Raw genomic sequence first — 26,657 nt, forward strand, 5'->3', positions numbered from 1 at the left:
GGCGTGGCCACGAACACCGGTCCTGCGATCCCTCCTTACGAGCACTGGCTTTTTCCCAAAACCGCTCTAGGCTCACCGGTGCTTTTCTTGAGGGGGAAATCCATGTCCGCAACGCCCCGGCTGCCGGTGACGCTGAGCGTCAACGGCGAAACCCATGTGCTATCGCTCGATCCACGGGTGACGCTGCTCGACGCGCTGCGCGAGCATTTGCTGCTCACCGGCACCAAGAAGGGCTGCGACCAGGGGCAGTGCGGCGCGTGCACCGTGCTGGTGAACGGCCGGCGCATCAACAGCTGCCTCAGCCTCGCGGTGATGCACGAGGGCGACGAGATTTCGACCATCGAAGGGCTGGGGACGCCCGAGGCGCTGCACCCGATGCAGGCGGCTTTCGTCGAGCATGACGGCTTCCAGTGCGGCTATTGCACGCCGGGGCAGATCCTTTCGTCGCTCGCGGTGATCGAGGAGATCCGCGCCGGCGTGCCGAGCCATGTTACCGGTGATCTCGAAGCGCCGATCCCGTTGAGCGACGCAGAGATCCGCGAACGGATGAGCGGCAATCTCTGCCGCTGCGCCGCCTATCCCAACATCATGGCGGCGATCCGCGACTATCTCGGAGAGGGCGCATGAAGCCGTTCAGCTATGAGCGGGTGGCGAGCCCGGCCGAGGCGGTGGAGGCCGCGGCGGCGCGGCCGGGGGCGCGGTTCATTGCCGGCGGCACGAACCTCCTCGACCTGATGAAGCTCGGCATCGAAGCGCCGGCGCACCTGATCGACGTCAACCGGCTGGGGCTCGACAGGATCGAGCCGACGGCGGCGGGCGGTTTGCGCATCGGGGCGCTGGTGCGCAACGCCGACCTTGCGGCGGATAGGCGGGTGCGGCGCGATTATGCGGTGCTGGCGCGGGCGCTGGTGTCGGGCGCCTCGGGGCAGTTGCGCAACAAGGCGACCACGGCGGGCAACCTGATGCAGCGCACCCGCTGCCCGTATTTCTACAATACCGACATGCCCTGCAATAAGCGGCGCCCCGGCTCGGGCTGCGCCGCCATTGGTGGCTTGACGCACAACCTTGCGGTGCTCGGGGTGAGCGATGCCTGTATCGCCGCGCACCCCTCGGATATGTGCGTGGCGCTTCGGGCGCTCGATGCTACGGTCGAGACGGTCGGTGCGGGCGGACGGACGCGGTCGATCCCGATCGGCGCGTTCCACCGGCTGCCGGGCGACCGGCCCGATATCGAGACGATGCTGGAGCCGGGCGAGCTGATCACCGCGGTGACGCTGCCCGCGCCGCTTGGCGGGGTGCAGCTTTACCGCAAGGTGCGGGAGCGGGCCTCTTATGCGTTCGCCAATGTCACGGTGGCGCTGGTGGCGCGGGAGGGCGAGATCGTGCGGCTGGCCTTTGGCGGGCTGGCGCCAAAACCCTGGCGGGTCGAGGCGGCGGAAGGCAGAGCCGACGCTGACGTCGCGGCGGACCTGGCGCTGGCTGGGGCGACGCCCACCGAAGACAATGCCTACAAGCTGGCTTTGGCGCGGCGAACGCTCAAGGCGACGCTGGCGCAGGCGAATGAGGTCCGGCCATGATCGGACAGGGGATCAGCCGCACCGACGGGCCGATCAAGGTCACCGGGCGGGCCGCCTATTCGGCCGAACGGCAGGAGGCCGGGGCGACGCTCCATGGCTACATCCTCGGCGCCGGCATCGGCAAGGGGCGGGTGGCGCGGATTGACATCGCGGCGGCCGAGGCGGCGCCGGGAGTCCGGCTGGTATGGACGCATGAGAATGCGCCTGAGCAGGGGCCGGCCGAGGGCATCGAAGGCGACATGATGGACCGGACGCGGCCAGAATTGGTCAGCGACCGGATCAACTATTACGGCATGCCGATCGCCTTCGTGGTGGCCGAGAGCTTCGAGGAGGCGCGGGCGGCGGCCGGGCTGATCACGGTCGAATACGAAGTCGAACCCGGAGCGTTTGAGCTCGGCAGGTTCGGGCCGGACCTCAACTGGCGGCGGCCGTCGCAGGCCGGCGATATCGACCAGGCGATGCGCGAGGGGCCGGTAACGGTCGAAGAGACCTACAGCACGCCCTACCATTTCTCGCAGCCGATGGAGCTCCATGCCTGTATCGCCGACTGGCGCGACGGGCACCTCCATCTCTATCTCACGGCGCAGATGGTGAACCAGCTGACCACCGGGCTCGGCAAGACGCTGCGGATCGATCCGAGCCTGATCAGCATCGACAGCGCCTTTGTCGGCGGCGGCTTCGGCTCGAAGATCGTGCTGCATTGCGAGGCGGTGCTGGCCTCGCTCGCGACGATGGCGCTGGGCCAGCCGGTGAAGCTGATGCTGACCCGGCGGCAGATCTTCACCCTGGTCGGGCACCGGCCGGCCTCGATCAGCCGGGTGCGGCTCGCGGCGACACCGGACGGGCGGCTCACGGCGCTCGGCCATGATGCGCTGATCCAGGTGCGCACCGACGATGCCTGGGATGAGGGCGTCTCGTCGGTGGGCAAAGCCCTCTACGCCTCGCCCAACCGGCTGACCCGGCAGGCGCACCAGGCGCTCGATGTGCAGCCGGGTGAGCCGGTGCGCGGCCCGGGCGAACTGCCGGGGCTGATGGTGCTGGAATCGGCGATGGACGAGCTGGCCGAAAAACTCGGCATCGATCCGGTCGAGCTGCGGCTCCGCAACGACACCCATGTCGACCCCGACAAGCGGCTGCCGCTGAGCGGGCGACGGCTGGCCGATTGTCTCCGCGAAGGGGCCGAGCAGTTCGGCTGGCGCGATCGGCCGACGACACCGGCGAGCCGCCGCGAAGGGCGCTGGCTGATCGGCTACGGCGTCGCCTCGTCGATGCGCGGGCACTACCAGACCTCTGCCGAGGTGATGGTGCGGATCGAGCCCGACGGCTGGGTGATCGTTCGATCCGATATGACCGATATTGGCACCGGCACCTACACCATCGTGGCGCAGGTGGTGGCGGAAGCGCTGGGCGTGCCGATGTCGCAGATCAAGGTGGAGCTGGCGCACACCAAGCACCCGAAGGGCAATGGCGCCGGCGGCTCGTGGGGGGCGGCCAACACCACGGTCGCCGCCGACCGGGCCGCTGCGGCGTTGCGGGCGCGGATCGCCCTCGTTGCAGGGACGGGTTACAACGACATCTTCGCCGAAGTGCGGCGGCATTTCCCGGATGGCATCGAAGAGACCGGCAAGACGCTCGATAACAAGGACGACCCGAACTACCGCACGCACGCGCAATATACCTATGGCGCGTCGTTCGCCGAGGTCGGGGTGGATATCGATACCGGCGAAGTGCGGCTCAGGCGGATGCTCGGAGTGTTCGCGGCCGGCCGCATCCTCAACGCCAAGACGGCGCGCTCGCAGCTGATCGGCGGCATGATCTGGGGGGTAAGCGCTGCGCTCCAGGAAGCCGGGGTGCTCGACCCGCGCCACGGCCACTGGGTCAACGGCGATTTCGCCGAATACCTGATCCCGACCCACGCCGATATCCCCGCGATCGACGCCATCATGCTCGAGGATTTCGACGACAAGGCCAACCACCTGGGGGTGAAAGGGATCGGCGAACTGGGAGCCGGCGGCACCGGCGGGTCGGTGGCCAACGCGGTGTACAACGCCACGGGGGTGCGGGTGCGGGACTTCCCGATCACGCTGGCGAAGCTGTTGCCGGGGTTGTCGGGGCGGTAGGACGCGGCAAAGTCTGGCACGCTTGGCGCCCCTCACCCTGACCCTCTCCCCAGAGGGGCGAGGGGACGCACTTTGCACCGCCGGTGCCACAACGCCCCCTCGCCCCTCTGGGGAGAGGGCCGGGGTGAGGGGCAGCCAAGCACACAGACCTGTCCGCTACGCACCCCGCCCCGCAACAACGTAATCCGCCCGCGTCCGCGGCTCCGTCTTGAGATAAATCGCCACGCTCGGCATAAACAGCTCCCGCCACTCGTGTTCCCAGTCGCCGACTCCACGAGCCAGCGACGCCGCCAGCGTGGTTGTCGCGTCGCTCTCGACCCACAGCCGCAGGTCGTAGAGCGGGGCGAGGTTCGGGTGGAGCGCCGAGACGCCCTCGACCACCACCAGGCCCTCGGGCCGCATTTCGCGATGCGCGTCGCCGACGCGGCCGGTGCTCCAGTCGTAGAGCCGGATGCGGATGGTTTCGCCGCGGGCGAGCGCCTGCACCGCGGCGAGGAATTCGGCGTAGCGGATGTACTCGAACGGGAAGGCCGCGCTGATGCGGCCGCGCCATTCGGCTTCCGGGCGGACGAAATCGTCGAGGTAGAGGATTTGCGCGCCGAGCTCGGTTTCAAGCCGGACGGCGAGGGTGGATTTGCCCGAGACCGGGAGGCCGTCGATGCCGATGAGCTGGGTCTGCGGGCGGTCGGCGATAAGGGCGACAGCGGCGTCGAAGTCGATCATGGCTGGTTGAAATCCGTCGGGGTGTCGAAATCGCGCGACAGGCCGGGGGGCGCCGCAACGAGCGTCGCACCGGCGAGCAGGTGCTTGGCGCCGTGGTCGCCGGAGAGCGCTGCAAGGTCGGGAAACAGGCGGCGGGCAAAGACCACGGGCGGTCCGCGCGAATTGTCGAAGCCGGTGGCGACGGCGTCGCTGTCACCAGCGGCGGCGAGCAGCGCCGTCAGATGCGCGGCGGTGATGTTGGGCATGTCGGCGAGGCACACCAGCAACGCGGCGGCGCCGAGTTCGGTGGCGCGTTGTGCACCGAGCGCCAGGGAGGCGCCCATGCCCTGTTGCGGGTCGGGGTTGGCGACCAGTTCGAAGCCGCGTTCGCGAAACAGTACTCCGCGTGGCGACGGTGGGGGCGGGACGATGGCGATGCGCCAGGTAAGGGGCATGCCCGCCAGCGTATCGGCGATGTGGGCGGCCAGCGGCTTGCCGGCGTAGGGATAGAGCAGCTTGTCGCCGCCGAAGCGGGTCGACAGGCCAGCGGCGAGGACGACCGCGGCGATGGGCTCAGGCACGGTCGAGCTGGGCGCGGGTGGCTGAGATCTGGGCGAGGACCGAGAGCGCCAGCATGCCGGGGTCGCGGGCCCGGTCGATCAGCCCGATCGGGCCGTGGACGCGGTCGATGGCAGCAGGCGGCAGGCCCATGGCGGCAAGGCGGGCGCGGCGCAGGCCGTGGGTTTTGACGCTGCCGAGCGCCCCGACATAGAAGCCGTCGGCTACGGCGGCGCGGGCGAGGATGGCGTTCTCCCATTCATGCTCGTGGAACAGCAGCACCGTCGCCGTCCACGGGTCGATCGGCAGCTCGAAGGCTTGCGTCGGCGTGGTGAGGATTTCGATCGGCACATTGAGCGCTGCGAGCGCGAGGGCCGAGCTTTCGTCGGGGGTGGCGAGCCGCAAGTCGAATTCGGCGGCAGCGCTGACCCGGGCCATCACCTCGAATTCCGGGCCGCGACCGACCAGCAGCAAGCGGGTGCGCGGCTGGTAGCGGCGGACGAATACCCCGTCATGCCAGCCGGTGGGGGCCGGGCTGTCGCTGATCGCGGCGGTCGAGTGCGCGGGGTCGAAGGCGATGGCGAAGGCCTCGCGCCGCTCGAAGCGGGCGATGGCTTCAGCCAGCAGTTCGGCGCTCGGTTCGACGTGCAGCATCAGGTCGACGCCGCCGCCACAGGGAAAGCGGATATCGATGAAGCGCGAGCCGCGACCGAAGCGGAAGGTCTGGTCCTCTCCGGTTGCAATTAGCGGCGCGAACTCGGCGGCTATGGCCGGCTCGACGCAGCCGCCCGAGACATGGCCGAGGTGCCGACCATCGGCCAGCACTGCCATGTGGGTGCCGAGCGCCTTGGGAGCGCCGCCATCGATGGCCGAAAGCGTGACGAGGGCGCCGGGAATGCCGAGCGCCTGGGCGCGCGCCAGAAAGACGAATGGCGCGAGTTCGCGATCCAGCCCTGCCAAGGCTGCGGGCGCCAGATCGTCAACCTGCTCGGCCTTGGCCAGCATGCGCTCTCCTCCAAAGCGTTTCGCTGAGACTAGAGGATTTCACGCTGAGACTGAAGCGTACTGCCCCTCACCTAGCCCACTGCCCATGCGGAGAGGACGATCAGGCGGGAAGGCTAGGAGCTTTTTCACGGATCACCGAACCAACCGCGATGTCATCCCTGCGAAAGCAGGGACCCATCTCACCGCTCGCGCCAGCCGATAGTTAGGTCCCAGCTTTCGCTGGGATGACAGCCGGTGGGTGGGCAAGGGCCGAGCTCAGCCGAAACGGCGGTACAACGCAATCCCATAACCTGTGGCTCTAAGCCGAGATCGTCTCGCGGACCAGCGCCCGGCGCAGCAGTTCGGCGGCGGCTTCGCCATTGCCCGCTGTGAGCAGGGGGGCGAGGCGGCCGAGCGCCGCGAGGTCGACCGTCGTGACGAGGCGATCGAGGAAGGCGGCATCGTCGGTGAGGAGGCTGCCGACGCAGGCGGCGGTGAACGAGGTGAGGAAGCGGTTGCCGCTGGCATTGGCGATTTCGAGCAGCAGCGCGGCAAAGCCGGTGCGCCTGGCCTCCGGCGTGCCGGCGCCGGCGAGGTTGCGCACCGCTTCGGCGACCCGGCCGGCATGGCGGCGGCCGGCGGCTTCGGCGGCCATGGCGGGCTGGGTGTTTGCGATCGCCACCCAGAGCTCCTCGCTGACGCGCGCCGAACCGAGCTTGCGCGACCAGGCGATCACCTCGGGGTTCAGCATGTCCCAGCGGCTGCGCTCGAGCACCAGGGTGCCGCGTTTGCGGCGGGTTTCGACGAGGCCCTTGGAGGCGAGCCCCTTGATCGCTTCGCGGAGCGCCGTGCGGCTGACGCCGAGATCGGCGCTCAGCTGGTGCTCATTGGGGAGGATGCTGCCTTCAGGAAAGTGGCCCGACGCGATGGCCTGAAAGATCTCGCGGGCCACCAGCCGGTTGAGATCGTCCGGCTCGTGCTTGACGGTGTTCAGCCCGCCGGGCGAAGCGACGGCCGAGTGGCGCAGGGGGATCGGGTCCGGGCGGCGATAGACGGTCACGCGTGCGGTCTTTCCAACAGCATTATGCCGGGTCGGCTCGCCACAGGAAGGCGAAACCACCCGGTTGTCATTCTCATTAGGTAGGATTTATACCTCAGGCTGCGTCGCCAAGGCAATGCCGGTGCGTCGCGACTCGAGGGAACTGCTTCACATGCCTACCATCGTCTGCTTCGGCGACTCCAATACCTGGGGCTGCCCGCCCTTCGCCAATATCGCGCAGACGCCGGACCGGATCGTGCCGGCGAGGCGCTGGGCCAACGTGCTGGGGCGCGAACTCGGGCCGGACAGCTGGATCGTCGAGGAGGGGCTCAGCGGCCGCACCACGGTGTTCGACGATCCGATCGAGGGTGTGCACAAGAACGGCTCGCGCACCCTGATCCCGATCCTCGAATCGCATGCGCCGATGGACGTGCTGATCGTCATGCTGGGCACCAACGACTTTAAGGACCAGCTGTCGATCACTGCCTATAACTCGGCGCGCGGCACGCTGACGCTGATCCAGATGATCAAGGGGCACTTCGCCATGGTGGAGCACCCGCCCGAGGTGCTGGTGGTGACGCCGCCCGCCATCACCGAAGATGCCGAGCCGGCGATGTGGGGCGTCGGCCACCAGCGCTGCCGCGACCACGCGCATTATCTCGAGCAGGTGGCGCACCGCACCGGGTGCTTTCATTTCGACGCCAACAAGGTGGTGCGGGCCGGCATCGACGGCATCCACATGGATGAAGCAGCGCACGAAGTGCTCGGCAAAGCCCTGGCGGTGGAGGTGCGCGCCATCCTCTCGATGCGAAACCTGCGTTGAGTGCTTTACATCATACATATTATTTAATAGTCGTGGAGCGGAAGGCGCAGTGAGCGCCTCGCGGCAGGTGCGCGTCGGGAGGATGCGGGCCGTTGCCATTGGGGAGGACATAATGAAGTTCAGCAAACTGGGCGCGCTGGCGCTCGCCGCCGTCATGGCTGCCGCGACGCCGCTTGCTGCGCAGGCGCAGGAAGACGTGATCATCATGCTGGGCGGGCCGAGCTCGGATCCGTTCTGGGGCGCGGTGCAGCAGGGTTTCGACCAGGCCACCAAGGATTACGGCGTCAAGACGCAGTGGACGGCGCCGGCCGATTTCAACGACATCGTGCCGGTCTATACCAAGATGTTCGAAGCGGCGATCGCCCGGAAGCCGGCCGCCATCGCAGTGGGCAACTTCTTTCCCGAGCCGACTGAGCCCTTGATCAAGCAGGCGGCGGCCGAGGGCATCCCGGTCATCATCATCAACTCGGGCGGCTTCAAGTACCAGGAGCTGGGCGCCATCGGCTTTATCGGCGAAGACAGCTACCAGATGGGCTACCAGGGCGGCAAAGTGGCGGTGGGCAAGGGCGTCAAGAACGGCCTCTGCATCAACCAGATCGCCGCCAACCCGGTGCTGGAGCAGCGCTGCCAGGGCTATATCGACGCCGTCACCGAAGCCGGCGGCAAGGCCAAGATGGTGATCCTTGCGTCGGAGGATATCGGCAACAGCCAGAAAGTGCAGGCCGCGGTCAGCGCCATGCTGATGCAGGACCAGACGATCGACGGCATCGTGACGCTCGGCGTCGCCGTGGGTGTCGATGCGCTGGAATCGGTCAAGCAGGTGCGCGCCACCGGCCGGGCCGTGGACCTCGGCACCATGGACCTCGGCAATGCCGTGCTAGAGGCGGTTGCCGCCGGCGAGATGAGCTTTGCCTCCGACCAGCAGCCGTTCCTGCAGGGCTATTACGGCGTGATGATCCCCTTGATGTACAACAAGTACAAGATGGCCCCGTCGGGGGTGATCAGCGTCGGCCCCTACATGGTGACGCAGGAAAACGCCGCCGCCGTGCTGGCGGTGAACAAGAGCATTCCGGGTTCGCGCGGCGCGAACTGATCTTCTGCTCCCCTCCCCCTTGAGGGGAGGGGCTGGGGGTGGGGGTCCATCTGTGATCACCGGACCACCCCCACCCTCAATCCCTCCCCTCAAGGGGGAGGGAGGCGGGGACCAACTCTCCGTCCGGCACGGGCTGCGAGTTGGGTCCCAGCTTTCGCTGGGATGACACCGAGTGTGGGAGAGCAACGGTGCACTAGGCGCGCCCACAACACCGAGACATGACCCGCGCTCTCGCCTCATCTCCACGATCCGGGCTAGCCTTCGAACTCCGACGGACCTGATGAAATGACCACATCCATGGAAACCACCATCGCCGATCCGACCACTCCTCCGACCCGCTTCGGCATCCTGGAGCGCCTGCTCAGGATCGTGTGGATCGGGCCGCTGATTGCGGCTCTCGTGATCTACATCTTCTTCGTCATCGTCGGCGGCGCCTCGGGGTTTTTCTCGATCCCCGGCACCGCCGGGTGGCTCAATACCGCGGCGGAGCTGGGGATCATCGCATTGCCGGTGGGGCTGTTGATGATCGCGGGCGAGTTCGACCTTTCGACCGGCTCGGTGGTGGGAGCTGCCTCGATCATCGTGGCGCTGGGTACCGGGTTCTATGGGTTGCCGATCGAACTCACCATCGTCATGGCGCTGAGCCTCGGGGTCGGGGTCGGCTGCTTCAACGCGCTGCTGGTCAATGCCACGAAGCTCCCGAGCTTCATCGTGACGCTCGCCTCCAACTTCATCCTCGCCGGCACGGCGCTGGGGCTGAGCCGGCTGATCTCTGGTTCCTCCAATGTCTCGCTGAAAGATGCCGCCTGGGCCGAGGCGGTGCTGGGCTCGAAATGGATGTTCTTCAACATCTCCGTGCTCTGGTATCTCCTCGCCGCCATCCTCGCCGCCTGGGTGCTGAAGCAGACCCGCTTCGGCAACTGGATCTTTGCCACCGGCGGCAACCCCGATGCGGCACGTCGCGCCGGCGTGCCGGTGGCGCGGGTCAAGCTGATCCTCTTCATCTGGACGGCCGTATCGGCGGCCTTCGTCGGCATCATGTCGGCGGTGATGTACAACCAGGGCAACGCCGCCTCGGGGCAGGGCTATGTGTTCCAGACCGCCATCGCCGCGGTCATCGGCGGGGTGCTGCTGCAGGGCGGCTTCGGTTCGGTGATCGGCATTGTGCTCGGCACCTTCATCTACGGCATCGTCAGCCTCGGGCTGTTCTACACCGGCTGGCCCACCGACTGGCTCGCCACCTTCATCGGCGGGCTGCTGGTGATTGCCGTGCTCACCAACAACCTGATCCGCGAGCTGGCGCTGAACCGGGGAAAGAAGAAACTCTGATGACCGCGCTCATGACGCTCGAAGGCGTCACCCGCACCTTCGGCAACAATATCGCTCTCAACGACGTCAGCCTCGAGGCCCATCCGGGCGAGGTGCATTGCCTGCTCGGCGACAATGGCGCCGGCAAGTCGACGCTGATCAAGATCATGTCGGGGGTGACGCCGCCGACCATCGGCACCCTGACCTTCGACGGCAAGCCGGTGACGTTCCGCTCGCCACGCGATGCACAGGCGCATGGCATCGGCACCGTGCACCAGGATGTGGGCTCGATCCCCTTGATCTCGGTGGCGCGGAACTTCTTTCTCGGGAACGAACCGACCAAAGGGTGGGGGCCGTTCCGGCGGCTCGACCATCAAACGGCCAACCGCATCGCGCTCGAGCAGATCCGGCAGATGGGGATCCGCCGGATCGCCGATGCCGAGCAACTGGTCGGCACCATGTCGGGCGGCGAGCGGCAGGCGCTGGCCATCGCGCGGGCGCTCTACTTCGGCGCGAAGCTCCTGATCCTCGACGAGCCCACGGCGGCCTTGGGGGTGAAGGAAAGCAAGATCGTCATCGACCTGATCAAGCAGGCGCGGGAGCAGGGCATTGCGCTGGTGTTCATCACGCACAATGCCACCCACGCCCTCAGCGTCGGCGACCGCTTCACCGTGTTGATCCAGGGCCGGGTTGCCAGCCAGTTCAAGCGTGGCGAGAAGACCCGGGAAGAGGTGCTCAACCTGATGGCCGGCGGCGAGGAGTTCGATGCCGTGGGGCATGGGGATTGATCATGACTACGGCCGAGCGTGGGGCCACCCCCACCCAGCGACGCTAGTTCGCTTCGCTCACAAGCTTTGCTGCCCTCCCCACAAGGGGACGACAAGACGTCGCCCCGGGGGGAGGGAGACGATGGAACGGAGATGCCGGTGGGGGTCTCCCTCCCCCTTGTGGGGAGGGAACCAGGGTGGGGAGCCACCGGAAGAGCGGGTTTAGGCGGGGGAGAGCCAATGAACTATCAATCGCAATCGGCGCCGGTCATGGGACACGTCGCGCCGGGCTTCGAAGCGGTGGCCGAGGAGTTTGCGCGCAACTTCACGGTGCGCGGCGATGTCGGGGCGGCGTTTGCGGCGGTGCACAAGGGGACGCTCGTCGTCGACCTCTGGGGCGGCACGGCGGCGCCAGGGCGGCCGTGGCAGGCCGATACGCTGCAGGTGATCTATTCGGGCACCAAGGGGCTGCTCGCCGGTTGCGTGCTGAAACTGGTGGAGCGCGGGCAGCTCGACCTCAACGCGCCGGTGGCGAAGTACTGGCCGGAGTTTGCCCGGAACGGCAAGGCCCGGGTGCTGGTGCGGCACGTCACCTCGCATGCCGCCGGCTTACCGGGGATCGCGACGCCGCTGAGCGCCGCCGATTACACCGATTACGAGCGGATGGAGGAGCTCCTGGCGGCGCAACCGCTGGCCGCCGATCCCAATGCCTTCCACTGCTACCATGCGGTGACCATCGGCTGGCTGGTGGGGGCACTGGTGCGCCGGGTCGACGGGCGGACGCTGGGCCGGTTTTTCGCCGAGGAGATTGCGGGGCCGCTGGGGCTCGAGGCCTATATCGGGCTGCCCGAGGCGCTGGAGCCCAGAGTCGGGCGGATCGAGCTCGGGCCAGGCATGCTGCCCTATGACGAGGCGTTCGGGCACGAGCAGCGGGCCGATCCGGTGTTTCATTCGATCTGGGGCAACCCGCCGCTGTTCCCCGAGGACCTCGCCTGGAACACCAGGGCCTATCACGCGGCCGAGATCGGCGGGGCCGGCGGCATCGCCACGGCACGGGCCATGGCGCGCTATTACGGCTGCATGGCGCAGGGCGGCAGCATCGACGGGGTCGAGATCCTGAAGCCCGAGACGGTTGCCCTGGGGCGGGCCGAGCAGAGCCGCTTCATGGACCCCTATATCGCCGAAGCCATGGCCTTCGGCGTCGGCTGGGCGCTGCAGACGCCACAGGGCCGGTTCGGCCCGGCGCCTGACGCCTTCGGGCATTCCGGGGCGGGTGGCTCGATCCATGGGGGCTGGCCGACCGAGCAGGTGGGGTTCAGCTACACCATGAACCAGATGCGCGGCGATCCGGAGGATCTCAGGTCACGGCATGTCCTGAAGCGGTTGCATGAGATTGTGAGGTAGGGGGCGGTGTGCGTGGCGACCCCCCTCCCAACCTCCCCCACAAGGGGGGAGGTGCCGTACTGCGTTTGAGGCGCGGTCGAGCCACATCCACCGGCCCGACACCTCCCCCTTGATGGGGGACTTCGAGCCGTCCCGCAGGGCAAATCGCTCCAGTGGAGCGATTTGAGGGGAGAAGGCCATGAGAGCTACGCTCGAATGGCAAAGGAGGGGGTGGGGCAGCGGGCTCAGCCTAACTGATCACCAACCGCGAAATCCGCCCGCCCACCAGAGTAAACGCCATGGTGCCTTCGCCGTTGTAGCCGTTGCCGCTGACCGCCAGCCGCACGCGGTACGCATCCACCCCGTTGGGCTCGACCTCGAGCAGACGGAATTTCGACTGCACGCCAATATTGTCCGTCTCGTTCCACTGGGCGACGCCTTCGCGGCCGGTGAAGTCGCGGCCCCAGTCGCTGAGGAAGGCATCGGGGGTGAAGGCTTCGAGGAAGGCAGCGGTATCGCCAGCATTGGTGGCGTCGATGAAGCGCTGGATGACCGGCGGGGTGGTGCTCATGGGTGGGCTCCGGTGGAGTTTGCACCCTTCTAGCGCCTGGCGCCCGCCACCGACAATCAGTGGCTCAGGCGGCGGCATTGAGGCGGCAGTTGGGGCACCCTCCCCCGCAAGGGGGAGAGGGACGCCGACTGCGAGTGTCGCGGCTCATCAAACCGACCGACCGTCGGTCCCAAATCCCTACGACTTTTTGCGCAACGGCGAGTCCCAGCGTCCCGCTTGACCGGGGATCGCTAGCCGTGTCATCGTTCAGCCTATGGATAGGCGTTCAACATAGTGAACGACGGCGCGCAAGACGCCGACCACGAAGTCTCGCTTGTCCCCGACCGATCATCACGCCTCCCGATGCCCGGGAAGCGATGAAGCGCTCGTGTTCCTTGGGAGGAAAGCAACGTGTCCAAGACCACCCTAACGCAGTTCACGCCCAGCCGGCGTGCTGTCCTTGCCGGTCTCGCCGCCTCGCCGTTTGCGCTTGCCGCCGGCAGCCATTTCGCCATGGCGCAGCCGACCAGCGGCACGCTGTCGATCGGCATCCTCGACTGGGCTGAAACCGGCATCAAGCCGGTGTTCGCGGCCTATGAGGCCGCCCGTCCGGGCGTCAAGATCGACTATTCGATCCTGCCGGGCGACGGCAACGGCCTGCGCCAGACACTGCTGTCGCGCCGCCTTGCCAACAAGCTGCCCGACATCACCTACCTCGCCGATATCTTCGCGACGCAGTTCGCCAACGCGCAGGTCACGGCCGACATGCGGCCGTTCCTGACTTCGGGTGGCCCGATCACCATGACCTCGCTGGCCAAGCCCTTCCTCGACCAGTACCTGATCACTTCGGGCCCGAACAAAGACGGCATTTTCGGCCTGCCGATCGGCGCCGATACCGTGGTGCTCTACTACAACAAGAAGCACTTCGACGACGCCGGCATTCCCTACCCGAACGACGACTGGACCTTCGAAAAGCAGATCGAAGTCGCCACCCAGCTGACCCAGAAGAACGGCAACGTCACCACCCGCTACGGCCTCGCCGCCTCGGTGCCGTGGCACGCGACCTACGTGCCGGGCATCGAAGCCTTCGGCGACACGCTGCTCGACGACAAGAACATGTACAAGCTGCAGACCGAAGCGGCGATCAAGGTCTTCACCATGTACTGGGACCAGGTGAAGGCCGGCATCCTCGCCTCGACGCCGCAGCAGACCCAGCTCGGCGGCGGCTACCAGGCGTTCGGCGCCGGGACCGTGTCGATGCTGCAGTCGGTGCGTGCCCTGACCCCGCTGATCCGCTCCGTCACCACCGACGATTGGGACGTGGCGCTCGAGCCTAAGATCAACGGCGTGCGCAAGACCGGCATGGGTTCGATCGCCCAGTGCATCACCCCGCAGGGCATGGCGAACAACCAGGAGCTCGCCTACGACTACCTCAACTGGTTCTATTCCGAAGACGGCGGCATGAAGATCCTTGCCGCGGGCTACGGCACGGTGCCGCCGGTCGAGGCGCTCTACAACAGCCCGATCTGGACCGAACTGCCGGGCCCGCCCTACGACAACCGGGTCTTCGCCGAGTCGATCCAGTATGGCGCCATGAACCCGACTTCGATCCCGGCCGACGTGCAGGTGGTGGTCGATACCGAGCTGGCGAAAGCCGAAGAGTCGGTCGTCCTCAACAACGTCCCGGTGGCCGACGCGCTGAAGGCTGCCGAGGCGGTGATCAACGAAGCCATGGCCCGCGTCATGGCGGCCGGCGGCTGATCAGAAACAAGGTGTGCCGTCGCGCTCCTTCAGCGGCGGCCTCTCCTGAACCGGCTGCTCCCTCCCGCAGCCGGTTCTCTTTTCCACCACGGGATGCACGCTTTGAGCAAGACCGACACCGCCGATGAGGCCGGCATGTCCGCGATGGCGCGGCCTCAGCCGCGCCGCAGATCGAGCCGCACCGACTCCCCGTTCTGGGCCGCCTTGTTCGTCGGGCCCAACGTGTTCCTGTTCACCGTGTTCATGGTCATCCCTATCGTCTGGGGCCTGGCGCTCAGCCTGTTCGACTGGAACCTGATCTACGAGCCGCGCTTTGTCGGCCTCGACAACTACGTTGCGCTGCTGAACGACGCCCGCGCCGTCAACTCGGTGTGGAAGACAACCTATCTGCTGATCCTCGGCGTCGTGCCGACCGTGTTCCTGTCGTTCATCCTCGCGGTGCTGATCAACACCAATTTCCCCGGCTACAGCGTGTTCCGCACGATGTACCTGCTGCCGATCGTCATTTCGCTGGTCGCGTCGGCGGTGCTGTGGCGGTTCATGTACGATCCGCGCGTCGGCCCGATCGCGCAATTGCTCAGCTTCTTCGGGGTTTCCGGGCCCAACTGGCTGCAGGACACCACCTGGGCAATGCCCGCTTTGTCGCTGGTGATCGTCTGGCTGCGGCTGCCGCTCGGCATCATCCTTTACCTCGCGGCGCTGCAGCAGATTAACCCGCAACTGCTGGAAGCTGCCGAGATCGACGGGGCCGGCCCGTGGGCCAAGCTCCGCCACATCATCTGGCCCAACGTCATGCCGGTGACGCTCCTGATCCTGGTGCTGACGCTGCGCGGCATCATCTTCGACAGCTTCGACATTGCCTTCGTCATGACCAAGGGCGGGCCGCTCAACTCGACCGATATCCTCGCGGTCTACATCTACGACCTGGCGTTCGCCCAGCTGCGGCTCGGCTATGCCTCGGCGCTCTCGACTGTGCTGTTCGTCATCGTCACCGTTCTCGCGCTGATCTTCAACCCGCCGCGCCGGCGCCCGACCAATGGAGATCCGGTATGAGTGCAGGACACCACTGGCGCCGCCGCTTCCACATCTCGACGGTGATCTTCTTCGGCCTGCTGATGGCGGCGCCGTTCTACTGGATGATCATCAACTCGTTCAAATCGAGCCGCGAGGTGGTGGCCTACCCACCGACCTGGTGGCCGACCGAGTGGCACTTCGAGAACGTCTTCGCGGCGCTCGCCTTCCTCGACTCGACCGCCATCATGAACTCGGTGATCTTCACCGCTGTCATCACCATTACCCAGCTGACGCTGGTGGTGATGACCGGCTTCGCGCTCGCCAAGATGCAGTTCTTCGGCCGAGGCGCGCTGCTGGGCCTGTTCATCATGACGCTGTTCGTGCCGGGGCAGGTGGCGACGATCCCGACCTTCATCCTGGTGCGCAACCTCAACTGGATCGACACCTTCATGGGGCTCTGCATCCCCATCATCGCGCAGACCAGTTTCGGGGTGTTCATCTTCCGGCAGTTCTACGTCTCGATGCCCAACGAGATTCTCGACGCGGCCAAGATCGACGGCGCCAACTGGGGGCAGATCTTCGTCAGGATCGTGCTGCCGCTCTCCGGCCCGCCGATCGCCGCCTATACTGCGGTGACGGTGCTGACCGCCTGGAACATGTATGCCTGGCCGTTGATCTCGACGACGGAGAAAGACATGCGCGTGCTGCCGCTGGCGCTGGCCGGCCTCGGCCAATCCTTCTCGCAGACGCCGCCCAACATCGCCATGATGGCGGTACTGCTCTCGACGCTGCCGATCATCATCTTCTTTATTCTCTGCCAACGCTATTTCATCAACGGCCTCGGCGGCTCGTTGAAGGAATAGGCCGAACTTTAGCGGGAGCTAAGACGTGACTACAGTACCAGTCTGCCTCGTCGGATGCGGCGGCATGGGGAGCCGGCATGTGCAGGGCTTCGCCCGGCTGCAGCGCTCGGGCCTCAGCAATGTCCGGCTCGTCGCGGTGTGCGACGTGCGGCAGGATAATGCCGAGCGGGTGGCCGGCGAGGCCGAGAAACTGCTCGGCTACCGGCCGAAGATCCACCTCGCCATCGAAGACGCGGTGGCCGATCCGGAGATCGCGGCGTTCGACGTGGTGACCGAGGCGTTCAGCCACCTCTCGGTGGTACTGCCGGCTTTGCTCGCCGGCAAACATGTGCTCTGCGAGAAGCCGCTGGCGCTGACCGTACGCTCCTGCCAGGCGCTGATCGATGCGGCGAAGGCGGGCGGCGCGGTGCTGGCGACGGCCGAGAACTATCGGCGCGATCCGACCAATCGGCTGGCCAAGGCGGTGATCGATTCCGGCGTCCTGGGGCCAATCCACCTGATGGTGCAGACGATGATCGGCGGCAACGACCGGATCATCATCACGCCGTGGCGGCACTTCAAGGACAAGGGCGCCATCGGGCTCGACATGGGCGCGCATCTCACCGACATCGTGCAGTACTATTTCGGGCCGTTCCAGACCGCGTTCGGCAGGGGCTTCATTGCCGAGCCGATCCGCCGCCGGCAGGAAAAGCCGGAGATGCAGACCGAAGCCTACCTGAAGCGCTTCCTCGAAATTCCGGAGCAGATCACCGCCACCGGCGAGGACTCGTTCGCCGCGACCTTCACCATGCAGTCGGGCCTGATGGTGCAGATGGCCTTCGTCGCCTCGGGGCCGGGCAAGGGCTACAACCAGCGCACGGTGCACGGGCAGCGCGGCTCGCTCGAGATCTTCAACGACCGCAGCGGCAAGGCGCCGATCCTCCATACGGCGGAAGGCGATCTCACGGGACAGGCGCTGGCCGACAAGGTCGGTTTTGCGCTCGATGAGCTGACCCACAAGCTCTATGGCGGGGTGTCCTACGAGCTCGACTGGGCCGAGACGGACTCGGGCCTTCTCGCCATCGAGATCCACGATTTCGCCGCCGCCATCATGGAGGGCCGGCCGCCGGAAGTGGATGGCGAGGGTGGCCTCACCGCCGTCGCCTCGGTGCTTGCGGCCTATGAGAGCGGGATTGCCGGCCGGGCGGTGAGCATGGACGAGGTGCTGACCAGCGCTGTTTCGACCTACCAGGATGAGATTGACGCCGATCTCGGGCTGTTGCCCAAGTCGAACGCGGCCTGAGGGAGGACGCCATGACCGATGCAGCTTTCGCCGCCATCCCGCTGATCGTCCAGAAGCTCGGCCCCAAGCAGATCGCCTTCGTGGTGCGCGACCTCGAAGCCGCGACCAGGCAATGGTGGGATCTGTTGCGCATCGGACCCTGGACGGCGTGGGAGTATACGCCCGAGATCTTGAAGGACATGACCTACAAGGGGGCTCCGGCCCAGTTCGGGCTGAAGCACGCCCTCGCCTGGAAGGATGGCGTGCAGTTCGAGCTGGTCGAGCCCACCAGCGGCCCATCGTTCTTTGCCGATCAGCTGGCGAGCTCCGGCGAAGGGCTCAACCACATCGGCATCCATGTGATGGAAAACCATGCCGAAGCCGTGGCCGAGCTCGAAGCCGCCGGCTTTACCCGGCTGCAGTCCGCCCGGGGCTTTGGCGGCGATGGCAGCGGCGCCTTCGTCTATTTCACCTCCGAGAAGCTCAACGGCCTCGTGCTCGAGCTCATCAGCCCGCCGGCGACCCGCCGGACACCGCTATTCGTCTACCCTGAGGAAGCAAAGTGAAGATCGAGCGAATCGATACCTACGTCGCGCATAACTGGATGTTCGTCGAAGTGACGACGGATAGCGGGCTGAAGGGCGTGGGCGAATCCACCTTCTTCGGTTTTCCCGAGGCGACGGCATCGGTGGCCAAGGGCTTTGGCGAGCGGCTGGTCGGCGAAGATCCGTTGCGCATCGAGTACCACAATCTCAGCCTCTACCGGGCCTATTCGATGCGCGGCATGGCCATTGGCGGCGCCATCTCGGCGATCGACCAGGCGCTGTGGGATTTGAAGGGCAAGCACTACCAGGCGCCGGTCTGGGACCTGTTGGGCGGCCGGGTGCGCGACAAGGTGCGCGCCATGCTGGTGATCCCCTATGGCACCGCCGAAGAAGTGGCGGCGAGCTGCAAGGCCGCCGCCGAGGATGGCTATACCGCGCTCAAGGTGATGGTCTACCAGCCCGAGCACCACCTGATGGCGTTCGGCGCCAAGGTGAAGGACATGGTCGAGCGCATGGCGCTGATCCGCGAAGTGGTGGGCTGGGATGTCGAGATCGGCATTGAGCTGCATCGCAACATGGCGCTGGGCGAATCCATTGCGGCGATCCGCGAGTTCGAGCAGTTCCGGCCGCTGTTCGTCGAAGATCCGATTCCGCCCGACAGTGTGTTGAGTTTCGGCGAGGTGTCGCAGAAGTCGCGCGTGCCGATGGCGGCGGGCGAGCGCAACACCTCGATCTGGGAATTCCGCGAGTATGTCGAGCATGGCGGCGTGCACCACATCCGCCCCGATGTCGGCATTGCCGGCGGCATTACCGGCACACGCAAGATCTGCGCGCTGGCCGAGGCGCATCACCAGGGCATCATCCCGCATGCCGTGCCCTCGGGCCCGGTGGCGACCGCGGCGCAGGTGCAGCTCGGCTTTGCCGTGCCGAACTGGGAAGTGACCGAGCACATGCTGCAGGATCGGGCGCCCTGGACCAAGGCGGTGAAGGCGATCGTCCCTGTGATCAACGGCCATTGGCTGCCCAACGAGACTCCCGGCCTCGGCGTCGAACTCGACCACGAAGGGCTGAAGACCATCCCTGTCATCAACAAGGTGCCGCCGACCTCGCTGAAGACCGATGGCTCGGTGGCATTCCGGTAGGCGCCCGTGATCGTCGACAGCCACACTCACGCCTGGGCGCGCTGGCCGTATGAGCCGGAGGTGCCCGACGAGGCCACCAAGGGCTCGGTCGAGCACCTGATCCACGAGATGGATCAGAACGGCGTCGCCGAGGCAGTGATCGTCTCGGCGCGGATCGAGAAGAACCCCGACAACAACGCCTATGGGGCGGCGGCCGTGCGCCGCTACCCCAAGCGCCTGCACCAGTTCGCCGATGTCGATTGCGTGTGGTCGCCGGAGTATCACACGCCGGGTGCCGTGGCGCGGTTGCGGGTGGCGGCGGAGACGCTGCCGATAGCGGGCTTTACCCATTATGTGGGCGACAATGACGGCTGGTTCGGTTCCGACGAGGGCCGGGCGTTCTTCAGGTTCGCCGCCGAGCGGAAGCTCATCGCCTCGATCGCCATGGGGCCGGCCTGGGCGGCGGACCTTGGCGCGATCTGCGCGGAGCATCCCGATCTCGTGGTGCTGCTGCATCATATGGGCGGCATCCGTTCCACGGCGCCGCGCTCCGATCTCGAAGCGATTGCGGCACTCAGCAAGCACCCCAACGTCCACATCAAGCTTTCCGGCTTTCACTACGCAGTGGGGCTCGAGAACGGCTGGGACTATCCGCACCCGAGCGCCATGTGGATCGCCGAGGGGCTCCATGCCGCCTTCGGCGCCGGCCGGCTGTGCTGGGGGTCGGACTTTCCGGCGCTCAGCCGCGCCATGACGTACAAGCAGGCGCTCGAAATCGTGCGCCTCCACTGTCGTTTCCTGCAACCGGGGGATCTCGAGCCGATCCTCGGCGGCACGCTCAAGCGGCTGCTCGATAACGCCGCGCCAACGAGGACTAGCTGATGAACGCGCCCGCGCGCCCCGAAACCATGTTCCGTTCGCTCAACCCGGCCACCGGCGAGCAGTTCGGCAGCTATCGCCTGCATGACGGCGCCGAAGTCGAGGCGGCGCTCGGGCGCAGCTTCGCCGCCTGGGGCAGCATCCGCTCCGCCGGCGTCGAAAAACGCGCCCAGTTGCTGCTGGCGTTGGCCGACCGGCTCGAAGCCAATCTCGAAGCCTTCGCGCGGCTGATGACATTGGAGATGGGCAAGCCCATCAACGAGGCGCGCGGCGAGATCAGGAAATGCGCCTCGACCTGCCGCACCACGGCGGAGCTCGGGCCGTGCTGGCTGGAGCCGCTCGAGGTGAAGAGCCCGGCGCGCGGCAGCCGGGTGCGCTATGAAGGGCTGGGGCCGATCCTTGCGATCATGCCGTGGAATTTTCCGTTCTGGCAGGTGATCCGCTTCTTCGCGCCGGCCTTCCTTGCCGGCAACACCACGGTGGTGAAGCACGCCGAGAACGTGCCGGCTTCGGCCGAGGCGCTGGAAAAGGTGTTCGCCGAAGCCGGCATGCCGGATGGCGTGCTGGTGAACCTCCGCGTCGATCACCCGACGGTGGGAAAGCTCATTGCCGACCACCGCATCCGCAGCGTCACCGTCACCGGCAGCGTACGGGCCGGTCGGACCATTGCCGGGCTCGCCGGCGCGGCGGGGAAGAAAGCCGTGCTGGAGCTCGGCGGTTCCGATCCGTTCATCGTCTTCGCCGATGCCGATTTCAACGCCGCAGTGAAGCTGGCGGTGGCGGCGCGGCACAATAATTCGGGGCAGAGCTGCGTCTGCGCCAAGCGCTTCCTGGTCGAGCAATCGATCGCCGCCGATTTCACCGAGGCCTTCGTCGAGGGCACCCGCAAGCTGAGCTACGGCGATCCGCTGGACGAAAAGCATGGACTCGGGCCGCTGGCGCGCGCTGACCTCCGCGTTGGGCTGCAGGACCAGCTCGATCGCAGCGTCGCCGGTGGGGCGCGGGTGGCGCTGGCCGGCGGCACCGTCGATGGGCCGGGCTTCTTCTTTGCGCCGACCGTCTTGACCAACGTCGCCGACGATAATGTCGCGGCACGCGAGGAGCTGTTCGGGCCGGTGGCGCCGATCTTCGCCTTCGCCGATGAAGCCGAGGCGCTGCGCATCGCCAATGGCACCGAGTTCGGGCTCGCCGCCGCGGTGTGGACGCGTGACGAGGACCGGGCGCGCCGCATGGAGCAGGCGGTCGAGGCCGGCGCGGTGTTCATCAACGACATGGTGCGCTCGGACGCGCATATCTCGTTCGGCGGCATCAAATCCTCCGGCTATGGCCGGGAGCTGGGGCAGGTCGGCATCACCGAATTCACCAACGCCAAGACCGTGTGGATTGGCTGACGAGGCAACACTATGACGATCTACAACCTGCCGAGACCCTTGCGCGTTGGCTTCGCCTGCAATGCCGATACGTTCAAGCGGATGGCCGATGCCGAGGCAATCGAAGCGCTCTCGAGTCTGGGCAGTTTCGAGCATCACCTGTGCGATGAGCCCTCGAGCTGGGACGAGGCGCCGCCGGAGAATTCCGAAGCGATCGACAAGCTGGTGGCCTTTGCGGGCAAGCTCGATGCGCTGCTGGTCTGCCACGGCTCGCCGCGGCTCACCGGCGCTATTCTCGATCGGCTGCCGAACCTGAAGTTCATCGCCGAAGTCGAAGGCGATCGCTTCAGCCAGCGCATCGACGTCAACGCCGCCGCCGAGCGCGGCGTCACCGTGGTCGATACCACCAATGGCTCGTCCTATCCGGTGGCCGAATGGGCGCTGGCCATGGCGATGATCGGGCTCCGCAATGCCGGGGCGCTGTTCCGCCGGATGATCGATGGCGAAGTGCTGTTCCAGAAATGGGCCGAGCGCGTCGCCGACCCCGGCTTCAACGGCGAACTCACCGGCCGCAGTGTCGGGCTGATCGGCGCCGGCTATATCGGCCGCCGGCTGATCGAGCTGCTGCAACCGTTCCAGGCCGATATCTACGCCTTCGATCCCTATGCGCCGCGCGTCCTCGCCGACATTTACGACATCACGCTGACCTCGCTGGAGCAGGTGATGGACTGCGACGTGGTGATCTCACTGGTGCCGCTGACCCCGGAGACGAAGGGTATGATCGGCGAGAAGGAACTGAACCTCCTCCGTCCGCGCTCGGTGTTCGTCAATGTGTCGCGCGGGGCGGTGGTCGACCAGGCGGCGCTGATCCGCCGGCTGGTGCGGGGCGACGTGGTTGCCTCGCTCGACGTGTTCGACCCCGAGCCGCTCGAGGCGGATTCGCCGCTCCGGACCATGCACAATGTGTTCCTCACCCCGCACATTGCCGGGGTCACGGCGCCCTGCGGACCACGCTTCCTGACGCTCGCCGCCGACGAGATCGCCCGCAAGTTTGCCGGGCACCGCACCCGGCATGACCTGGTGCCGCGCGCCGGAGTCAAGTCATGATCTCGACCGACCTCGCCGCCCGCCGCCAGGCGGGGACGCTCAAGATGGGCTACTGCGTGCCGGCCTTCGCCATGCCGAGCCCGGGGCTGTTCCGCGTGCCCAATGTGGCGCGGATCGAGGATGTCGACGTGCTCGGCAATGCCCGCGAAGCTGAGCGGCTGGGCTTTGACTCGCTGTGGGTCTGCGACCACCTGATGCTGGGGCGCGAGCAGGCGGTGCTCGAGGGCTGGACCACGCTGGCAATGATCGCCGGCGCCACCAGCAGGGTGCAACTGGGGTTGATCCACCAGGCCAACCTGTTCCGCGCCCCGCAGATCGCCGCCAAGATGATGTCGACGCTCGACCTGTTGTCGGGGGGCCGCTTCATCCATTTCTTCGAAGCCGGCATGGGCCGCCCGGAGCAGGTGGCCTATGGTCTCGACTGGGACGACAACCACGACGCGCGGGTCGAGCGGCTCGAGGAGGCGATCGCGCTGATCAAGGCGCTCTACGCCGCGGAGCAGCCGATCGATTTCGACGGCAAGTTCTACCAGTTGAGCGGGGCACAACTGGCGCCCAAGCCCGTGCAGGCGCACATCCCGGTCTGGCTGGGCGAAGCATTCGATCCGGTGATCGAACTCAGCGGCCGCATCGCCGATGGCTGGAACTCGACGCCAGTGACGCTGACGGAACTCGCCCGCCGGCTGGCGCTGCTCGATGCGTCCTTAGCGAAGGCCGGCCGTTCGCGCGCCGAGGTGGAGATCAGTTTCGAGACGCAGATCCTCGTCGCGCCGGATCTCAAAATGCTGCGCCGCAAGGTGGCGGCGCTGGTCGAACGGATGGTTGAGACCAAGTCGGGCGAGCCGCAGCCGGAGGTGACCGATTTCGTTGCCGGCCGGGTCGACCGGCTGCCCGAGGCGATGACCGGGCCGTGGATCATCGGCACCGCTCAGGAGGCAAAGGCGCGGATTATCGAGTTGCGCGGGCAGGGGGTCGATCACCTGATGCTGTGGTTCATGGATGCCCCGGAGACCGACGGGATGGCGTATTTCATGGAGGAGGTCGCGCCGGGGTTTCGGTGAGAGCGTGCACCGGCTGTGCGGTGATCTCCCCCGCCACGCGGGGGGATCACGGAGAGGCCGGTGCGAGCGAACTGCTTGCACGCTGGTCCCGGCGGTCGCTAATGCCTAAACTCGGGGCAAGGAGAATGGATAGCCAATGATCGAAGACACCGAGCAGCGGGGTAAGGCCGTCCCCGCGCTGGTCCGGACCAAGAAGATTCTCGATGCGCTCAGTACCGGCGGCAAGCCCAAGGGCGTGTCGGAGCTGGCGCGGATGCTGGACCTGCCCAAGAGCACGGTGCATGGGCTTTGCCATACCCTGGTCGATCTCGGCCTGATGATGCGGGTGGGGCCGTCGCAGTTCGCGGTGGGCCCGCATGTGCTGAGCTGGGCCAACGCCTTCGAAGGCCAGAGCGACCTGACGCAGGAGTTCATGCGGATCGCCGAGGCGACCGACCTGATCTCGGAGCAGGCGATCAACCTGTCGATCCTGACCGGTCGCGAAGTGATGTATGTCGCCTGCCGGCGCGGTACCGACCCGCTCGGGGTCAGCTTCCGGCCGGGCGTGCGGCTGCCGGCGCCGTTCACCGCCACCGGCAAGGCGATGATGTCGACGATGCGGCCCGAGGAAGTCGAGGCGCTGTTTGGCGACGAGTGGCCGGAGCCCTGGACCAAGCAGAGCGTACCTGATCTCAAGACGCTGATGCGCGAGCTCGAGGAGACGCGCGAGCGCGGTTATTCGATCGACGACGGGCAGTTGCGCGACGCCATGGTGTGCTTCGGCGCTCCGGTGTTCAACGCCAGCGACGACCACGCGGTGGCCGGCATCGCCATCGGGCTGCTGCGCGGCGAGGTCAACGACACCTCGCGGGCGCAGGTCAGCCACGCGGTGCGGGCCCTGGCCGACAAGCTCAGCCACAGGCTCGGCGGCAACACTTAGCCGAATGTACGGAATACGACTGGCGTCTACGTTGACATAGGCGCCTGTCATCTAGATTGTTCAATACCGAGAATATCGTTCAGCATAGTGAACGATTTGACCCGCGGACACATAGGGAAGGAACCGCAATGATCGTCCTGATCGCCAAGTACCACACGAAGCCGGGCAACGTGCCGAAGGTGCTGGCCGAACTCGTCAAGATGAAGCCGCTGGTGGAAGCCGGCGAGCCGGGCTGCAAGTTCTACCAGGTGTCGAAGTCGACCGAGAACGAGAACCTGATCGTGCTCTATGAGCACTATGTCGATGCCGCGGCGCTGGCCGCGCACCGCGAGACGCCGCACTTCAAGTCGATCATCGAGGGCACCGTGATCCCGATGCTCGAAAAGCGCGAGCGCGAGCTCTACGAACTCGCCATCTCCTGAGGTTCGAGATGCGCCTCGTTTCCTTCAAGCTCTCCACCGTCACCGGTCCCGTAACCCGGATCGGCGCCGTGCTGCCGGATGGCCGCTATGCCGACCTGCAGTCGGCCTATCGGGCGGTGCTGGGGGATAACGGGGCATCGCGGGAAGGGGCGGCGCGGCTTGCCGCCGCCACCATCCCCTCGGACATGGTAGCCTTCATCCAGAACGGGGTGACTGCGCTCGATGCAGCGCAGTCGGTCCTCGACTGGGTGACGGCGAAAGACGAAACCGGGCCCGACGGCGCGACGCTGGTGTTTGCGCCCGAGGCGGTGCAGCTGCTGGCGCCGGTGCCGCGGCCGCCGCTGATCCGCGACTTCATGGCGTTCGAGACGCACCTGAAGAACATCTACCCCAAGCTCGGGCGCGAGATCCCGCCGCAGTGGTACGAGCTGCCGGTCTACTACAAGGGCAACCCCTCGGCGGTCGGCGCCGATGGCGATATCGTGCCGATGCCGAGCTACGCCTCCAACATGGATTTCGAGTTCGAGTTCGCGGCGGTGATCGGGCGGGGCGGCAGCAATATCCAGCGCGGTGACGCGCTCAGCCATATCTACGGCTACATGATCTACAACGACTTCAGCGCCCGGGAGATTCAGCAGCGCGAAATGTCGGTGGGCCTCGGGCCCGCCAAGGGCAAGGATTTCGAAAAGGGCCACGTGTTTGGCCCGTGGCTGGTGACGGCCGACGAGATCCCCGACATCTATGCGCTGCGCATGCAGGCGTCGGTCAACGGCCAGCCCTGGTGCGACACCAGCACCTCGACCATGCACTGGCGCTTCGACCAGATGATCGCCCACGCCTCGACGAACGAAATGCTGGTGGCGGGTGAGATTTTCGGCAGCGGCACGGTGGGTGGCGGCTCGGCCGCCGAAGTCGGCAAAACGTTGGCCAGGGGCGACAAGGTGGTGCTGACGATGGATCGGCTGGGCACGCTGAGCAACGCGATCGGGTAGGGCGGTGGAGCCGGTGTGCCAAGCGCACCGTCGCCCTCATCTCCGCCGAAGCTGGGGAACGAATCCATCCGCTCCCCTGAGTCGTCGACAAAGTGCGCGCCCGGCGCTCGGCCTCCACCCGGCCTCAACCGCTTCAACACCCGCACCCTCACCAGAAAAGCCCCGGAAAGCCTGGTGTTTGCGCTATCTGTCCACAGCCCGCCGGAGCCCATTCGCGAAATTCGTCATCTTTCGTTCATGAGGGGTGTTGACAGCAAAACGGGTCGCCCGTATACACCGCCTCGCTGACGACGCCGAGCACTAGCTGCTCCCACTGATCAGCGAATACTGAAAGGGCAGAGCTGCTGCCGGGCAACCGGAGGTAGGTTTCTGTTCTCTAAGGAATTCGGAAGCGACTGCTTCCACCGACGCCGCCGGCGAGAGCCGCAAACGGGGTCA

Annotated in this window: 26 protein-coding genes; 21 read left to right on the forward strand and 5 right to left on the reverse strand. The window is 66.5% G+C overall.

Going from position 1 to position 26,657, the window contains the following annotated elements; genetic code table 11:
* Window positions 1–102: 102 nt before the first annotated feature.
* The 3 genes from AC1ROK_RS26535 to AC1ROK_RS26545 are packed head-to-tail and all read left to right on the forward strand — an operon-like array spanning window position 103 to window position 3,697.
* The gene (locus AC1ROK_RS26535; protein WP_492852581.1) at window positions 103–627 is read left to right on the forward strand and encodes a 2Fe-2S iron-sulfur cluster-binding protein; all 525 of its coding nucleotides are present in this window, start codon (window positions 103–105) and stop codon (window positions 625–627) included.
* Window positions 624–1,577: an FAD binding domain-containing protein gene (locus AC1ROK_RS26540; RefSeq protein WP_492852583.1), complete on the forward strand. Its 954-nt coding sequence runs from the start codon at window positions 624–626 to the stop codon at window positions 1,575–1,577. Before AC1ROK_RS26535 ends, AC1ROK_RS26540 begins: the two co-directional genes overlap by 4 nt.
* A complete protein-coding gene (locus AC1ROK_RS26545) occupies window positions 1,574–3,697 on the forward strand; it encodes a molybdopterin cofactor-binding domain-containing protein (RefSeq protein WP_492852585.1) in 2,124 nt (707 codons plus the stop codon). Before AC1ROK_RS26540 ends, AC1ROK_RS26545 begins: the two co-directional genes overlap by 4 nt.
* A 156-nt stretch (window positions 3,698–3,853) precedes the next feature.
* Here AC1ROK_RS26545 and AC1ROK_RS26550 read toward each other — a convergent pair whose 3' ends face one another.
* The 4 genes from AC1ROK_RS26550 to AC1ROK_RS26565 all read right to left on the reverse strand — a co-directional run bounded on the left by AC1ROK_RS26550 (window position 3,854) and on the right by AC1ROK_RS26565 (window position 7,001).
* Window positions 3,854–4,420 (reverse strand): uridine kinase family protein, encoded by a 567-nt coding sequence (locus AC1ROK_RS26550; RefSeq protein WP_492852587.1) that lies wholly within the window; start codon window positions 4,418–4,420, stop codon window positions 3,854–3,856.
* On the reverse strand, window positions 4,417–4,980 hold the full coding sequence (locus AC1ROK_RS26555) for a nucleotidyltransferase family protein (RefSeq protein ID WP_492852589.1): 564 nt from the start codon (window positions 4,978–4,980) through the stop codon (window positions 4,417–4,419). The genes AC1ROK_RS26550 and AC1ROK_RS26555 overlap by 4 nt, the downstream gene beginning before the upstream one ends.
* A complete protein-coding gene (locus AC1ROK_RS26560; protein ID WP_492852591.1) occupies window positions 4,973–5,962 on the reverse strand; it encodes an XdhC family protein in 990 nt (329 codons plus the stop codon). The genes AC1ROK_RS26555 and AC1ROK_RS26560 overlap by 8 nt, the downstream gene beginning before the upstream one ends.
* A gap of 298 nt (window positions 5,963–6,260) precedes the next feature.
* On the reverse strand, window positions 6,261–7,001 hold the full coding sequence (locus AC1ROK_RS26565; RefSeq protein ID WP_492852593.1) for a FadR/GntR family transcriptional regulator: 741 nt from the start codon (window positions 6,999–7,001) through the stop codon (window positions 6,261–6,263).
* 151 nt (window positions 7,002–7,152) lie between these two features.
* Between AC1ROK_RS26565 and AC1ROK_RS26570 the strand changes: the two genes are divergently transcribed.
* The 5 genes from AC1ROK_RS26570 (at window position 7,153) to AC1ROK_RS26590 (ending at window position 12,375) form a co-directional block, all read left to right on the forward strand.
* Window positions 7,153–7,803 (forward strand): GDSL-type esterase/lipase family protein, encoded by a 651-nt coding sequence (locus AC1ROK_RS26570; RefSeq protein WP_055877595.1) that lies wholly within the window; start codon window positions 7,153–7,155, stop codon window positions 7,801–7,803.
* Window positions 7,804–7,915: 112 nt separating this feature from the next.
* A complete protein-coding gene (locus tag AC1ROK_RS26575; protein WP_492852595.1) occupies window positions 7,916–8,896 on the forward strand; it encodes a substrate-binding domain-containing protein in 981 nt (326 codons plus the stop codon).
* A gap of 285 nt (window positions 8,897–9,181) precedes the next feature.
* Window positions 9,182–10,225, forward strand: a complete 1,044-nt coding sequence (locus AC1ROK_RS26580) for an ABC transporter permease (protein ID WP_492852597.1) — start codon at window positions 9,182–9,184, stop codon at window positions 10,223–10,225.
* Window positions 10,225–10,992, forward strand: a complete 768-nt coding sequence (locus AC1ROK_RS26585) for an ATP-binding cassette domain-containing protein (RefSeq protein ID WP_492852599.1) — start codon at window positions 10,225–10,227, stop codon at window positions 10,990–10,992. The genes AC1ROK_RS26580 and AC1ROK_RS26585 overlap by 1 nt, the downstream gene beginning before the upstream one ends.
* A gap of 219 nt (window positions 10,993–11,211) precedes the next feature.
* Window positions 11,212–12,375 (forward strand): serine hydrolase domain-containing protein, encoded by a 1,164-nt coding sequence (locus tag AC1ROK_RS26590; RefSeq protein WP_492852601.1) that lies wholly within the window; start codon window positions 11,212–11,214, stop codon window positions 12,373–12,375.
* Window positions 12,376–12,604: 229 nt separating this feature from the next.
* Here the strand turns inward: AC1ROK_RS26590 and AC1ROK_RS26595 are convergent, their stop codons facing one another.
* Window positions 12,605–12,925 carry a nuclear transport factor 2 family protein gene (locus AC1ROK_RS26595; protein WP_492852603.1) on the reverse strand — a complete coding sequence of 107 codons (321 nt, stop codon included), beginning with the start codon at window positions 12,923–12,925 and terminating at the stop codon, window positions 12,605–12,607.
* A 390-nt stretch (window positions 12,926–13,315) separates the two neighbouring features.
* Between AC1ROK_RS26595 and AC1ROK_RS26600 the strand changes: the two genes are divergently transcribed.
* From AC1ROK_RS26600 to AC1ROK_RS26660, 13 genes are all read left to right on the forward strand, one after another.
* Entirely contained in the window at window positions 13,316–14,665 is a 1,350-nt protein-coding gene (locus AC1ROK_RS26600) for an extracellular solute-binding protein (RefSeq protein WP_492852605.1), read from the forward strand.
* A 102-nt stretch (window positions 14,666–14,767) separates the two neighbouring features.
* A complete protein-coding gene (locus AC1ROK_RS26605; protein ID WP_492852607.1) occupies window positions 14,768–15,718 on the forward strand; it encodes a carbohydrate ABC transporter permease in 951 nt (316 codons plus the stop codon).
* A complete protein-coding gene (locus tag AC1ROK_RS26610) occupies window positions 15,715–16,542 on the forward strand; it encodes a carbohydrate ABC transporter permease (RefSeq protein ID WP_492852609.1) in 828 nt (275 codons plus the stop codon). Before AC1ROK_RS26605 ends, AC1ROK_RS26610 begins: the two co-directional genes overlap by 4 nt.
* Before the next feature lie 25 nt (window positions 16,543–16,567).
* The gene (locus tag AC1ROK_RS26615) at window positions 16,568–17,824 is read left to right on the forward strand and encodes a Gfo/Idh/MocA family protein (protein ID WP_492852611.1); all 1,257 of its coding nucleotides are present in this window, start codon (window positions 16,568–16,570) and stop codon (window positions 17,822–17,824) included.
* An 11-nt stretch (window positions 17,825–17,835) separates the two neighbouring features.
* A complete protein-coding gene (locus tag AC1ROK_RS26620) occupies window positions 17,836–18,369 on the forward strand; it encodes a VOC family protein (RefSeq protein ID WP_492852613.1) in 534 nt (177 codons plus the stop codon).
* A complete protein-coding gene (locus tag AC1ROK_RS26625) occupies window positions 18,366–19,490 on the forward strand; it encodes a mandelate racemase/muconate lactonizing enzyme family protein (protein WP_492852615.1) in 1,125 nt (374 codons plus the stop codon). Before AC1ROK_RS26620 ends, AC1ROK_RS26625 begins: the two co-directional genes overlap by 4 nt.
* Before the next feature lie 6 nt (window positions 19,491–19,496).
* Entirely contained in the window at window positions 19,497–20,351 is an 855-nt protein-coding gene (locus AC1ROK_RS26630) for an amidohydrolase family protein (RefSeq protein ID WP_492852617.1), read from the forward strand.
* Window positions 20,351–21,739, forward strand: a complete 1,389-nt coding sequence (locus AC1ROK_RS26635; protein ID WP_492852619.1) for an NAD-dependent succinate-semialdehyde dehydrogenase — start codon at window positions 20,351–20,353, stop codon at window positions 21,737–21,739. Before AC1ROK_RS26630 ends, AC1ROK_RS26635 begins: the two co-directional genes overlap by 1 nt.
* Before the next feature lie 12 nt (window positions 21,740–21,751).
* The gene (locus AC1ROK_RS26640) at window positions 21,752–22,825 is read left to right on the forward strand and encodes an NAD(P)-dependent oxidoreductase (RefSeq protein WP_492852621.1); all 1,074 of its coding nucleotides are present in this window, start codon (window positions 21,752–21,754) and stop codon (window positions 22,823–22,825) included.
* A complete protein-coding gene (locus tag AC1ROK_RS26645; RefSeq protein ID WP_492852623.1) occupies window positions 22,822–23,886 on the forward strand; it encodes an LLM class flavin-dependent oxidoreductase in 1,065 nt (354 codons plus the stop codon). Before AC1ROK_RS26640 ends, AC1ROK_RS26645 begins: the two co-directional genes overlap by 4 nt.
* A gap of 136 nt (window positions 23,887–24,022) precedes the next feature.
* Entirely contained in the window at window positions 24,023–24,805 is a 783-nt protein-coding gene (locus AC1ROK_RS26650; RefSeq protein WP_291309592.1) for an IclR family transcriptional regulator, read from the forward strand.
* A gap of 128 nt (window positions 24,806–24,933) precedes the next feature.
* Window positions 24,934–25,227, forward strand: coding sequence for a putative quinol monooxygenase (locus AC1ROK_RS26655; protein WP_055877635.1), 294 nt, complete (start codon window positions 24,934–24,936; stop codon window positions 25,225–25,227).
* 8 nt (window positions 25,228–25,235) lie between these two features.
* Entirely contained in the window at window positions 25,236–26,219 is a 984-nt protein-coding gene (locus tag AC1ROK_RS26660; RefSeq protein WP_492852626.1) for a fumarylacetoacetate hydrolase family protein, read from the forward strand.
* Window positions 26,220–26,657: the final 438 nt, after the last annotated feature.

The organism is Devosia sp. GW821-FHT12F11, assembly GCF_058806655.1.